The following is an 11,915-nucleotide window of genomic DNA, read 5'->3' as shown; positions in this document are numbered from 1 at the left end:
AGCAGCTCATGGTAACCATCAAAAAACAGCATTCGCCGTTGATTACCCAGCCGCTGAAAACCAGCCCTGCTACGGGAGCGACCTTAGCCAGCCTTGGCTTTCAGCGCACCATTCCGTTGATGCATGGCTCTCAGGGATGTGGCGCATTTACCAAAATCTATCTGATTCAACATCTGCGGGAGCCGATTCCGCTGCAGAATACCGCCATTGATCAGGTTTCTGCGGTTATGGGCGGTGATGAAAACCTGCATGATGCCCTGAAGTTACTGTGTGAAAAACAGTCACCGGACATGATTGCGGTGATGACAACCGGCCTGACAGAAATGCAGGGGTCGGACATTTACCGGGTCATTGCTTCGTTCAAAAAACAATATCCGCAATTTGAAGCGACCCGGATTGTGTCCATGCACACACCTGATTTTACCGGCTCAATGCAAACCGGTTATGTACAGGCGGCTGATGCGATTATCCGCCAGCTGGTGATGGCGCCTGTAAAACGTGACAGACAGAGAAAACAGGTGAATGTGCTCTGCTCAGTCGGATGTACAGCTGCTGATGTGGAGACGCTGCGTCGTTATATCGAAGCGTTTGAAATCGATGCGGTGTTTATTCCGGATTTATCCCGGTCGCTGGACGGGCATCTGGCCGATGAAGACTACGCACCGACCAGCACTGGCGGCACATCGGTTCTGGAAGTAGAAATGATGTCGGAAAGTGAGCTGACACTGGTTATCGGCCCGTCGTTTGAACCAACCGCGAAATGGCTGCAGGCCCGGTTTAATATTCCTTATCTTCATCTGGGAATGGGGATGACAATCGATCAGACGGATCAACTGATTATGGCACTCTCCGAATTGAGTGGTGTAGCGGTACCGGCATGGATTAACCGGGCGAGAACACGGCTGCAGGATGCGATGATCGACAGCCACTTCTTGTTGAGTAATGAGCGCTTTGTGATTGGGCTGGAGCCTGATCTGGCATCCGGCTACTGTGAGCTGCTGGATAGTGTGGGCGGTCAGGTGGTTCAGGTGGTGACATCGATCGATGCGCCGGTGCTGCGCTCCCTGAAAGCATTGGAAATTGAAGTCGGGGATTTATCCCGGATTGATATGCAGGGCAACGAAGCGAAATTATTGATCAGTAACACCCATGCAGCACAAATTACCGAGCCGGATTATCCGGTACTCCGGGCGGGTTACCCCTGTTTTGATCAGTTCGGCAATATGGACATCAGGCAACTGGGTTACGAAGGTTGCCGGGAGCGGTTGTTCGCGCTGGCAAACCTGCTGCTGCATCATCACGTCGATGAAGTACAACCACATATCAGCCGTTATCGCTTTAGTGCTGAGGATGTGGTGCATAAGGGGGCTGCATGAAAATCAGCGAACGGAAGCTCCATGTTGAACCCCGTCCGGAAGAGGAAGCGTTTACACTGAAAGTCGCTTTTGCGACCCATGATCGTAAAAATGTTGATCAGCATTTCGGCAGTTGTAAGAGCATGCTGGTCTATGGCGTTAATGTGCAGGAGTGGCACCTGCTTGAAGCAATTGAATATGCAGAGTTGCCCGCAGACACACACAACAAATTACCTGCCCGGATTTCTGATTTGACCGGCTGTGCCGCCGTTTTCTGTAATGCCTGTGGTGCTTCGGCGATCCGTCAGTTACTGGAGAAAAATATCCACCCGGTCAAAGTCACGGAAGGTCGTGAGATTCATGAACTGCTGGTGACAATTCAGGATGAGCTCGCTGGGGAGCCGGGCGGGTGGTTAGCACGGGCGATTAAACGGAAAGAGCAGGAAGATGAACCCGAGGGGAAGAAAGCACAAAGACTTTCTCAACTCATTGATGAAGAATGGTAAGGAAGCAATATGGGTAATATTAAAGGTCTGACCCGGAGCGGTGCAGAATGGGAACCACAATTTATACAGGAAATCAGTCAGGCAGATTGTATTGGTTGCGGACGATGTTACAAAGTCTGTGCCCGGGATGTGTTTAATCTGATTGAAAAAGAGGATATTGATGAAGACGATGATTATTATGATGAAGACGAAGTCATGATGGTCATGATGGTCGAAAATGCCGGAGATTGCATCGGTTGTATGGCGTGTAATAAGGTCTGTCCTAAAAACTGTCAGTCGTTTGCACCCGCCGCGGCTTAGCCTTTATTCAGGGCTTGGTTTTATTCAGGATGGTGTAATGCCATCCTTTCCTGTTTATTTCCCCTGTCCGGTTTTTTGCCTGTTTGGTTGTATAAGTCATCCGTTTTGATATATACCCAAACAACCTGAAGATGCAGGGTTCAGTGAGATTTGTCTGGCTTTGAGACAAGGCACTGATTTGAAAACATAGTCATTCTACGTTGAAAATCAGTAACGCTGTATCAAAGCCAGACAAACTCACCCGAAGGGCGTGAGCTGAAAGGCACATTTCTGCGTCAAGAGAATTTGGAAGGTGGGTACATTCCTGCATTCCCTTTCCTTGAACTGCACCTTTCGGCTGCACGCTGAATCATGCATTTTCAGGTTGCTTGGGTATATATGCAACAATGTTTATTGTAGTAAAACCGACAAAATGTAAGCTTTTGTGCATAGCAGCCGGTAAACACAAATCTCTCTTTCATTCAAATCAATGGCTTAGCTCACACTTATTTCTGGTTTAACAATTGCAACGGAATTTAACAACGTCGTTACACATTTGCACGTTTTTATACATCACAACGTTTTCACCCCCCGGTAAGGCGTTGTGATACCAGAGATGTAATGGTTATATGCCGGAATGTCATTCGGCTGAAAATCCGGAACAACCGACACGGAAGCATTCATTTCAGAAGCGTTGGTCAGCACATGGTAAGGAGCACTTATGTGGGATTATTCAGAGAAGGTTAAAGAACATTTTTTTCATCCGAGAAACGCGAAGCTTGTCGATAATGCAAACGCTAAGGGTGATGTTGGTTCAATCAGTTGTGGTGATGCGTTAAGTCTGACCCTGAAAATTAACCCGGATTCAGAAGTTATCGAAGATGCCGGATTTCAAACGTTTGGCTGTGGCAGTGCCATTGCCTCTTCATCAGCCCTGACGGAAATGATCATTGGTAAAACCGTTGATGATGCACTATCTGTCACCAATCAGGATATTGCTGAGTTTCTTGATGGCCTGCCGCCGGAAAAAATGCACTGCTCAGTGATGGGCATGGAAGCACTTCAGGCTGCAGTCGCAGATTATCGCGGAGAAACCATTGAAGATGATCATGAAGAAGGTGAATTGATTTGCAAATGTTTTGCGATTGATGATCTGATGATTAAACGGGTTGTCAAAGCGAATGGGTTAACCACGCTGGAAGAGGTGATCAACTATACCAAAGCTGGTGGTGCCTGTGCTTCCTGTCATGAAAAAATTGAATGGGTACTGGAAGATTACTTTGCAGAAGCTGAAGCAGAAAAATCACAACCCGTGGCGGCTGTCGCAATTAAACCGGAAACCGATCAGGCTGCTGATGAAGGTGTCTGGCAAATTGTTGAAAGAATCATCGATGAAGTGCGCCCGGCGGTTGTTGCTGACGGCGGAGACATTCATCTGGTGGATATTGAAGAGAATGTTGTGTTTGTTTCACTGACCGGTGCCTGTACCGGTTGTGGTCTGGCCGGACTGACCCTGGCGAATGTCGAACATAAGGTGTCTGCGGCATTGGGTGAATCTGTCACCGTATTCCCGGTTCAGGATACACAGACTGCATACAAAAAGGAGGCAACTTATGATGTTTGATTCAACGGCTCCAAAAGGTGTAAATAAAATGGTGTACCTTGATAATAACGCCACGACCCGGATTGATCCCCGTGTGCTGGAATGCATGATGCCGTTTCTGTCTGAGTTTTACGGAAATCCGTCTTCGATTCACAAACTGGGTGCCAGAGTTGGTCAGGCGATGGAAATTGCCCGGGAACAGGTGCAGATGCTGATTGGTGCACAATATTCCAGTGAAGTGATCTTTACGTCCTGTGCAACGGAAGCGAATACCACTGCTATCCTGTCTGCAACAGAAGCCTTTCCCGATAAAAAAGAGATTATTACCTCTCGGGTTGAACATCCGGCGACACTTCAGCTCTGTCAGCATCTGGAGCGTAAAGGCTACAAAATCCACTGGATCAGCGTCGATAAAAAGGGACGGCTGAATATGGATGAGTACCGGGCAGCGCTGAGTGACAATACTGCGATTGTGTCTGTGATGTGGGCCAACAATGAAACCGGGACGTTATTCCCGATTCGCAGGCTGGCGCGGATGGCAAAAAAAGCCGGGGCGCAATTCCATGTCGATGCGGTTCAGGTTGCGGGTAAATATGAGATTGATGTGAAATCCACCGATATTGATATGTTATCGATCTCCGGGCATAAGTTTCATGCGCCCAAAGGCGTGGGTGCTTTATATGTCAAACGTGGCACACGTTTCCGTCCGCTGCTCAGAGGCGGCCATCAGGAACGCGGCCGCCGGGCCGGAACTGAAAATTCGGCATCAGTGGTTGCGCTGGGTAAGGCGGCTGAGCTGGCTTATGACTCACTGGAGAAAGACACCCACCGGATTCAACTGATGCGGGACCGGCTTGAACAGGGACTATTGGCACGAATCCCGAATACTTTCATTACCGGTAATCCGGCCAAACGAGTGCCGAACACCACCAATATTGCAGTGGAATATGTTGAAGGCGAAGCCCTGTTGCTGCTGATGAATCAGGCAGGCATCGCCGCTTCTTCCGGGTCTGCCTGTACATCCGGTTCGCTTGAACCATCACATGTGATGAAAGCCATGCAGATTCCGTTTACTGCTGCACATGGCACCCTGCGGTTCTCTTTGTCCCGTTTTACCAAAGATGAAGAGATTGATTATGTGCTTGAAGTGCTGCCGGATATTGTCGCGCGTTTAAGAACCCTCTCGCCCTACTGGGATAACGAGAAGAATACCGGATCGGCGGAGATCTTCTCTCCAAGTTATGCCTGATTTGTGATGAACAGGGACAGCTTATTGACAGTGAAAAGACAGCCAGGGCAAAAGGAGTGCGTATGGCTTTTGTGACAGCAGATATGCTCACGCCCGGTGTCGTGATTAATGACACGACCCTGCGTGACGGAGAGCAAAGTCCGGGGGTTGGTTTTTCAACCGGAGAAAAGGTCCACATTGCTTTAATGCTGGAGTCGGCCGGTGTGCCGGAACTCGAAGTCGGCATTCCGGCAATGGGAGAAAAAGAGCGGGCTACGATCAGGGAGATCACCGGTTCGCTCAGGCACACCAGCACGATGGCGTGGTGCCGGATGACCCGGGCAGATATTCAGTCTGCCTGTGGTCTGGGACTCGACTGGGTTGACTTGTCTGTGCCGGTTTCAGCACAGCAGATCAAAAGTAAGCTCAATATGTCGATGAAAAAGCTGCAGGAAGTCTGTCAGGAAAATATCCGGCGGGCAGTGGATGCCGGTCTGTCAGTGTGTGTTGGAATGGAAGATGCCTCCCGGGCTGAGGCTGAAATATTGCACCGGGTGGTGGATATTGCCGGTGAGGCTGGTGCGTTGCGGGTCCGGTTTGCGGATACGCTGGGGGTTTTGGAACCTGTTTCGGCTTACGACAAAATAGCGGACCTGAAATGCCGGTCTGATCTGCAGATTGAAATGCACGCTCACAACGATCTGGGGCTGGCAACGGCCAACACACTGGCAGCGGTCGATGCCGGTGCATATAGTGTCAATACCACGGTGACCGGGCTGGGAGAACGGGCCGGCAATGCAGCGCTGGAAGAAGTCGCGGTGGCTTTGAAAGTGTTAAACAAACCGCAGAGTTATGTTGATTTAGCCAAACTACCGGCACTGTGCCGTTATTTGCACATTGTTTCCGGGCGTGCTTTGTCACCACAGAAAGCGATTGTCGGTGATTATGCATTTACCCATGAATCCGGAGTTCACATTGATGGTTTGCTGAAAGATATTAATAACTATCAGGGCTTTTCGCCGTCTCTGATTGGCCGGGAACACCATTTTGTACTGGGAAAACATTCCGGGATTCATGCTATCAACGTTGTTTACCGGCAACTGGGTATCACCCTGACGCGAGCTCAGTGTGAAGTGGTGCGTGAGGCGCTCCGCGACTGGTCAGAAACCTGCAAACGCGTACCGGGAAATGACGATCTGATGTCGTTGATTGATTTGAATATGGCCGGAGGAAGTCATGACTATCAGTTTTCATAAACATGGCAGTTCTCATAAACATGACAGTCTTCATAAACATGACAGTTCTCATCACGATGACAGCCATCAGAATCCTGCAGTGGACAGCGAAATTCTGGCTGCGATGGATGGGCTGGAGACTGCCGAAGATTTTCTGAACTTCTTTGAGATTGAGTATGATGTCCGGCTGGTTCAGATTAAACACATCCAGCTGCTCAGAATGTATCAGAAGCTGCTGCCGTCGGGTGAGCCTGGTTTCGATCAACATAAACGTGCTTTGTGTGTAGCTTACAACCAACTGGCCCGGGGACGGGAACTGGCTTTCGAAGCCAGTGGCTGCCAAACCTGCAGCAGTGACTGCGGAGATTAAAAACAGGGCATAAAAGCGCTGTGTTCAGTGATTCAACAGCCAATGGAAAATCATTTCAGGGAAGAAATCCGGACAGGGAAGCCCCCTCCACGGAAGGAGACATTCAATGGAAAGTGTAGTCACGGCAAGGTTTGATGCCGGAGAAGAAGTCCGGGTTATCCGGACTGTCCGTAACGACGGTAGTTTTCCCGGTGTGGATAAAGGAGAAATTCTGATTGAGGCCGGCTGTATCGGCATTGTCAGAACTTACGGTTTTTTTCTGCAAACGCAGATCATTTATCAGGTGTTTTTTCCGGATGTAAATCAGGTGATTGGGATTCGGGATGAAGAACTGATTTCGGCCCGTCTTGACTGGGTACCACGACATTTCCATTCGCTGGATAAAGCCAGGCTGACCAGAACACTGGCAATGAATGGGGAAGTACTGGCAGAAAAAGGCCAGATTGTCGAGATCCAGCGATCTTACCGGGATCTGGAAGACGGTTCATTAAAATATGAGATTGAGCTGTGTGCTTTACGTTTTCAGCTTGATGCGAGTGTTTTCACGCATGTTTCTCAGGCTCAGGAGCAGACAGTTTTACAGGAGCAACAGGTATGAACGGGAACGAACAGAAAAAACGTTATTTACTGGCGAAAGTGGCAACTGAAATGTACCAGCTGAACCCTGAGTATCTTTCATCAGTGCAGCGGGGTGAAGTTGAAGAAAGAGTCAGCCGGATGTTTGAAATACAGCATTTGATTCTGACCTCTCCGGAAGCGGATCGGGTTGTGCCGGTTCAGTCCGGGGAATTAGAAAAGGCTTATAAAGAGTGCGTTGATAATTTCACTTCAGAAGAGGAATTTCATCAGTCAATGACGTCTCAGTTACTGAGTACAGAAGGCTTGCGCGAAGCGCTAAGAGATCAACTGATGTGTGACAAAATCCTGGATGATGTGTCGTCCGATATTCCCCCGCTGGATGTGGCCAAAGCCAAACACTATTACCATCAGCATCAACAGGAATTCTCAAGACCGACAACCTGGGAAATGAGCCAGATTTTAATTACGGTCAATGATGAATATGCGGAGAATACCCGTGAAAATGCGTTGAAGCGCATTCATGATATTTACTCAAAGGCCCGGTCAAAATCATTCGCCAAGCTTGCTCAGCGCCATTCGGAATGCCCGAGTGCGATGAACCAGGGGTATCTGGGCTGGTGTAAAGAAGGAGATCTCTATCGCCCGATCTCAGATGCTCTGTACCAGTTGAAGCCGCAGGAAATCAGCCAGCCAATAGAAACGGAAATGGGCTTTCATCTGATCACTTTCCATCAGCAAAGGGATGCGAGCCAGGCAACATTTGAAGAAGTCTGGCCGTTTTTACAGGAAAAGCATCAAGCCAGGGCAAAAGCTTTCCTGCAACGGCAGTGGATTCAGCACCTGCAAAGTCATGCAAAGCAAATGTGTCAGGAAGTTGCCTGATCTCCGCGCAGTATTTCTTTGATTGTATTTCCGGACAGAGCCAGTCAGTGTCTGACTGGCTCTGTTTTATTCTCTCTGCGGAACATCTTCAGGTTGTTTGGGTATATTGTAAATAAACATTATGAATAATTAAGCGCATCGCTCATCTTTATTCTGAGATATAATATGTCTTCACATATACGTCAGTTTTATTAATTAGGATGAAATAATAATATGATTGAATTCTTAGAAGCCGATGTGAATAAATATTCCCACAGTACTGTTTCCGGAACCGGATATCTGGCATACCGGGATATCAGTCAACTGATTGATGAGCTGCATTTAAATCCCGGCCGGGCACTGGATCTGGGCTGTGGGTGCGGCCGTTCAATCGGGGTAATTAAAGCATTCTGTGATTCTGTGACCGGATGTGATATCAACCCTGAGGCACTTGAAAAAACTCATCAGGCTTATCCGGATATCGAATTATTCCGGAATGATTTATCAGCCGGAAAATATCCGGGTGATAAATTTGATTCTATTTTTTCCGTGTTTATGTTTTTTCATGTTGAATCAATTGACTCCATGCGCAAGGAATTATCCCGATGCTATGAATCCTTAAATGAGGGTGGATTTCTTTTGGTTGTTCACGGCAACCTCAGCCTGGCGACTGCGAATTATGCCAGTGTTGAAGGCATAGGTCCGCTACCGGAAAAAGAAGGTGTCCACCATCAGGTCCGGCTGAAAAATATTGACCTGATCGTCGAGGATGTTTACTGGACGGCAGAGACGATTATTCAGGAATGTAAAAACGTTGGCTTTCAACTGATCAAACACCACCTTCCGCTAGGGAAAAAATCAGATAATCAACCTTATATTGATGAATATGAAAACCCGCCATACTCTTATTTGGTGATGAAGAAGCAGAGATAAATAATGGAACAATATATTGATGTAAACGGACAGAAAATTCTTCTTACACAAGAGTTAATTGATGAAAATCCGGATATTCTTAATGAAATTGATGGTAAGTCAGCCTATTTTGCCGGTCGGGCCAGAGGTTGTTATGACCTTGAAAAAATTAATTACACGGTCAGGAAGCAGGAATATAAATATATATTGCCGCTCTCTATTATGTTAGTGATGGTCATGATTGTCAGTAATATATTATCCAGTAAATTAGTCTCATTGAATGGTTTTACAATTACCGGTGGTATGTTTCTTTATCCATTCTCTTATATTTTTGATTATGTCATTACCGATGTTTATGGCTTTCAATATGCACGAAGAGTGGTGTGGAGTGCATTCTTTTCCATGGTATTTTTCACTTTCTGTATCTGGCTGGTGCTTATTTTACCGCCTTCTCAATTCTGGCATCTTCAGGAATCGTATGAAATCGTCTTCGGTAATATGATCAGAACTTATATTGCCTCTGCGATTACATTTTTGTTTTCATTTATGATTTCAAGCTATGTATTTCAGAAGATCAAAGTGAAAATGCGTGGATTCTTATTTCAGCGTATCTTTCGCTCATTATTGATCTCTGAAATGGTGGATACAGGTTTGTTTTGTTTGATTGCCTTTTATGGTGTATGGCCGGTGGAAAATATGCTTCATTTTCTGGTGTTCTCATTCTGCACCAAAGTTTTGTACGAAATCATCATGTATCCCATCGTGACCAAAAGAGTGATCAACTGGTTTAAACGTGCCGAGCAAAGTGACATGCTCGACAGTCAGACCAATTTTTCACCATTCCGCTGGGAGATTGATTACAACGAAGAGAATAACCTGTTCAAAGCCTGACGATACTCAAACCACCAGAAGATGGAGCTTCAGGTGGTTTGGGGAGACGTGTACTGAGGGGTTAAAGTACCGGCCGGAATAATCTTTTGGATGGTTTGGATTAATTGATCTATTTCTCCTTTTAACATCTTGCTTGTATCAGAGGTCGCCGGATTCAGTTCTAAAAAAGCGACCTTGCCGATCATTTCAATCCGGGACAGATCGTACACATTGGAGAAAAAGTTCAGGCTTCGGACCCCGGTTGGATCTTTCAGGCCGATATCAATGTTGTTATCCACGACAAACAGGCAGGTATCCCCGTTTTTCATATTAAACGATTTGACATCCGGGTCGACAATCACCACATTTCCCTGATTCAGATATTGACCGGTAAAGGAACCATCATTGCGGATGCCAATCAGATGCTGACTATCCGCAATAAAGTCAACTTCCATGACGAACCCGGGTGCAATCACGTGATGGATAATATCCTGTCCGCCAATTAAAGGTATATGCCTGATACAGGCATCTTTTTTGATCATCTCATAGAGTGATGTCTTGAAGAAATCACACAGCTGCAGCGCTTCAACCAGTGATAACTCGTGTTGCCCCGTCATCATCCGGTTGATGACGGATGCAGAGAGTCCGGTTTTTTTGTGTATTTCATCTGTTGAAAGCGAAGCTGCGGAGATTTTACCAGCGACTTTAGCCATAAAAGTCTGGCTGGCCGCCTGACGTTCTTCCGCAGTCAGTTCTATTTGTACCCGGTTATTTTCAATGCCGTATTCCAGCCATTCCGGCGTGACATCGAGTGCCAGTGCGATATCGACGACCATTCTGGTTTTCTTCGATTTTCCGGTTCCCAGCTTACTCAGGAAAACCGGGTTTGTGTCGAGCCTTCTGGCCAGCTCCCGCTGAGAGATTCCTTTCTGCTCAAGTGCCCACAAAAAGCGTTCAGCCATGGTTTGACATGCAGTACGTTCCATCGAAAATCTCCAAAATACACATGTAATCAATCAAATCCACAGGAAATGATACCTGATATACCCAAACAACCTGCATCTTCAGGTTGCTTGGGTATATGCAACGGTGAATCAGGTGTTCAATAATAACATATGAATCCAGTTGATATTAAATTTGATGAAAAATATAATCGTGATAACTTAAGTAATCATTTTTTCGCATGACTGATTTGAGCGATGCCCGAACCACAGACAATCTGATTTGTCTTTCCGCCATTTGGGGTTACTTCTGATATTGAATCAGTCATCTGATGGGCATGGAAAATATGGATTTTGAAGAACTCAAATTCTGGTTTGAAGTAGTGCTTCGCAGCGCTGTTCCGGCAGATGGAAAAATACTCACAGCAGAAGAAAAAGCCGCACTGGCACAAAGCTGCCGGGTGTTAGCTCAAACGGCTCAGTATGTCGCTGACAAGGTCACAGAGCAAAGATAGCCCGCCTGCGAATCCGCCTTCACTATGCTGGTATCGCAGATCATTCAAATAAACAGATACGATGATAACAAAAAACCAGCGGTCATACGGCTGATGGCTTCTTTTCATACTATGCTTGGGTATATCAGCTTGATTCAGCTGAAAAACATTGATGATTGACCGGATGACAGAAGGAGAATGAATTGTGATTGATCACCTCAGTACCTATGCGACTAATTTTGATGCAACGAAATCATTCTATCAAGCTGCGTTTGCACCGCTGGGTTATACCATACAGATGGAGTTTGTTGCGGAATGGAACCAAAGCTTTCCAACCCAGAGAATGTGTGCATTCGGGCCGGAAGAGAAACCCGCCTTCTGGATCATTGAAACGAAGGAAGAATTTACCCCAAGGCATATCGCATTTGCAGCAAAATCCCGTACTGAAGTGGATCATTTCTATGAACAGGCGATGGCACACGGTGGTGAAGATAACGGTAAGCCGGGACTGAGGCCGATGTATCATGAAAATTACTATGGTGCCTTTGTTATCGACCCGGACGGGAATAATGTTGAAGCTGTCTGTCACACACCTGAGCTGAACTCACTGATTTAATCCGGGGGAATTTGCATCCCCCGACTCCGGTGACAGTTACCTGACGCTTGTTGCCTGAGCGGCAGG

At 46.9% G+C, this 11,915-nt stretch carries 14 protein-coding genes; 13 read left to right on the top strand and 1 reads right to left on the bottom strand.

Annotated elements, in window-relative coordinates:
- Positions 1-8: 8 nt before the first annotated feature.
- The 11 genes from nifN (at position 9) to OC443_RS16340 (ending at position 9,819) form a co-directional block, all read left to right on the top strand.
- A complete protein-coding gene (gene nifN / locus OC443_RS16390) occupies positions 9-1,376 on the top strand; it encodes a nitrogenase iron-molybdenum cofactor biosynthesis protein NifN (RefSeq protein WP_073583153.1) in 1,368 nt (455 codons plus the stop codon).
- On the top strand, positions 1,373-1,861 hold the full coding sequence (locus OC443_RS16385) for a NifB/NifX family molybdenum-iron cluster-binding protein (protein WP_073583151.1): 489 nt from the start codon (positions 1,373-1,375) through the stop codon (positions 1,859-1,861). Before nifN ends, OC443_RS16385 begins: the two co-directional genes overlap by 4 nt.
- A 9-nt stretch (positions 1,862-1,870) precedes the next feature.
- A complete protein-coding gene (gene fdxB, locus OC443_RS16380; protein WP_073583149.1) occupies positions 1,871-2,161 on the top strand; it encodes a ferredoxin III, nif-specific in 291 nt (96 codons plus the stop codon).
- Positions 2,162-2,861: 700 nt separating this feature from the next.
- Positions 2,862-3,764 (top strand): Fe-S cluster assembly protein NifU, encoded by a 903-nt coding sequence (nifU, locus tag OC443_RS16375; protein WP_073583147.1) that lies wholly within the window; start codon positions 2,862-2,864, stop codon positions 3,762-3,764.
- Positions 3,754-4,992 (top strand): cysteine desulfurase NifS, encoded by a 1,239-nt coding sequence (gene nifS / locus OC443_RS16370; RefSeq protein WP_234976380.1) that lies wholly within the window; start codon positions 3,754-3,756, stop codon positions 4,990-4,992. Before nifU ends, nifS begins: the two co-directional genes overlap by 11 nt.
- Positions 4,993-5,054: 62 nt before the next feature.
- Positions 5,055-6,227 carry a homocitrate synthase gene (nifV, locus tag OC443_RS16365; protein WP_073583145.1) on the top strand — a complete coding sequence of 391 codons (1,173 nt, stop codon included), beginning with the start codon at positions 5,055-5,057 and terminating at the stop codon, positions 6,225-6,227.
- Positions 6,208-6,576 (top strand): nitrogenase-stabilizing/protective protein NifW, encoded by a 369-nt coding sequence (locus OC443_RS16360; RefSeq protein WP_083601618.1) that lies wholly within the window; start codon positions 6,208-6,210, stop codon positions 6,574-6,576. The genes nifV and OC443_RS16360 overlap by 20 nt, the downstream gene beginning before the upstream one ends.
- A 106-nt stretch (positions 6,577-6,682) precedes the next feature.
- Positions 6,683-7,174, top strand: coding sequence for a nitrogen fixation protein NifZ (locus OC443_RS16355; protein ID WP_073583143.1), 492 nt, complete (start codon positions 6,683-6,685; stop codon positions 7,172-7,174).
- Positions 7,171-8,037 carry a peptidylprolyl isomerase gene (locus OC443_RS16350; protein ID WP_073583141.1) on the top strand — a complete coding sequence of 289 codons (867 nt, stop codon included), beginning with the start codon at positions 7,171-7,173 and terminating at the stop codon, positions 8,035-8,037. The genes OC443_RS16355 and OC443_RS16350 overlap by 4 nt, the downstream gene beginning before the upstream one ends.
- Before the next feature lie 213 nt (positions 8,038-8,250).
- On the top strand, positions 8,251-8,949 hold the full coding sequence (locus OC443_RS16345; protein ID WP_073583139.1) for a class I SAM-dependent methyltransferase: 699 nt from the start codon (positions 8,251-8,253) through the stop codon (positions 8,947-8,949).
- A 3-nt stretch (positions 8,950-8,952) separates the two neighbouring features.
- Positions 8,953-9,819 (top strand): queuosine precursor transporter, encoded by an 867-nt coding sequence (locus tag OC443_RS16340; protein WP_073583137.1) that lies wholly within the window; start codon positions 8,953-8,955, stop codon positions 9,817-9,819.
- 29 nt (positions 9,820-9,848) lie between these two features.
- Here OC443_RS16340 and OC443_RS16335 read toward each other — a convergent pair whose 3' ends face one another.
- Positions 9,849-10,784 (bottom strand): helix-turn-helix transcriptional regulator, encoded by a 936-nt coding sequence (locus tag OC443_RS16335; protein ID WP_073583135.1) that lies wholly within the window; start codon positions 10,782-10,784, stop codon positions 9,849-9,851.
- 302 nt (positions 10,785-11,086) lie between these two features.
- On the opposite strand from OC443_RS16335, the gene OC443_RS16330 reads away from it, so the two are divergent.
- Together OC443_RS16330 and OC443_RS16325 are read left to right on the top strand one after the other, a co-directional pair.
- On the top strand, positions 11,087-11,254 hold the full coding sequence (locus OC443_RS16330) for a hypothetical protein (protein WP_200796925.1): 168 nt from the start codon (positions 11,087-11,089) through the stop codon (positions 11,252-11,254).
- Between the two features lie 184 nt (positions 11,255-11,438).
- Complete coding sequence (locus OC443_RS16325) at positions 11,439-11,849, top strand: VOC family protein (protein WP_073583131.1); 411 nt, start codon at positions 11,439-11,441, stop codon at positions 11,847-11,849.
- The last annotated feature ends 66 nt before the right edge of the window (positions 11,850-11,915 follow it).

The organism is Vibrio quintilis, assembly GCF_024529975.1.
GTDB lineage: Bacteria > Pseudomonadota > Gammaproteobacteria > Enterobacterales > Vibrionaceae > Vibrio > Vibrio quintilis.
The sequence above is the reverse complement of the archived record's forward strand: the minus strand, read 5'-3'. Positions and strand labels throughout refer to the sequence as shown.

Excerpts from the sequence above, each read along its gene's own strand:
- OC443_RS16335 (WP_073583135.1), bottom strand. The coding sequence starts at position 10,784 with ATGGAACGTACTGCATGTCAAACCATGGCTGAACGCTTTTTGTGGGCA.
- OC443_RS16345 (WP_073583139.1), top strand. The coding sequence starts at position 8,251 with ATGATTGAATTCTTAGAAGCCGATGTGAATAAATATTCCCACAGTACT.
- nifV (WP_073583145.1), top strand. The coding sequence starts at position 5,055 with ATGGCTTTTGTGACAGCAGATATGCTCACGCCCGGTGTCGTGATTAAT.
- fdxB (WP_073583149.1), top strand. The coding sequence starts at position 1,871 with ATGGGTAATATTAAAGGTCTGACCCGGAGCGGTGCAGAATGGGAACCA.
- OC443_RS16340 (WP_073583137.1), top strand. The coding sequence starts at position 8,953 with ATGGAACAATATATTGATGTAAACGGACAGAAAATTCTTCTTACACAA.
- OC443_RS16385 (WP_073583151.1), top strand. The coding sequence starts at position 1,373 with ATGAAAATCAGCGAACGGAAGCTCCATGTTGAACCCCGTCCGGAAGAG.
- OC443_RS16330 (WP_200796925.1), top strand. The coding sequence starts at position 11,087 with ATGGATTTTGAAGAACTCAAATTCTGGTTTGAAGTAGTGCTTCGCAGC.
- OC443_RS16355 (WP_073583143.1), top strand. The coding sequence starts at position 6,683 with ATGGAAAGTGTAGTCACGGCAAGGTTTGATGCCGGAGAAGAAGTCCGG.
- nifU (WP_073583147.1), top strand. The coding sequence starts at position 2,862 with ATGTGGGATTATTCAGAGAAGGTTAAAGAACATTTTTTTCATCCGAGA.
- nifN (WP_073583153.1), top strand. The coding sequence starts at position 9 with ATGGTAACCATCAAAAAACAGCATTCGCCGTTGATTACCCAGCCGCTG.
- OC443_RS16350 (WP_073583141.1), top strand. The coding sequence starts at position 7,171 with ATGAACGGGAACGAACAGAAAAAACGTTATTTACTGGCGAAAGTGGCA.
- nifS (WP_234976380.1), top strand. The coding sequence starts at position 3,754 with ATGATGTTTGATTCAACGGCTCCAAAAGGTGTAAATAAAATGGTGTAC.
- OC443_RS16360 (WP_083601618.1), top strand. The coding sequence starts at position 6,208 with ATGACTATCAGTTTTCATAAACATGGCAGTTCTCATAAACATGACAGT.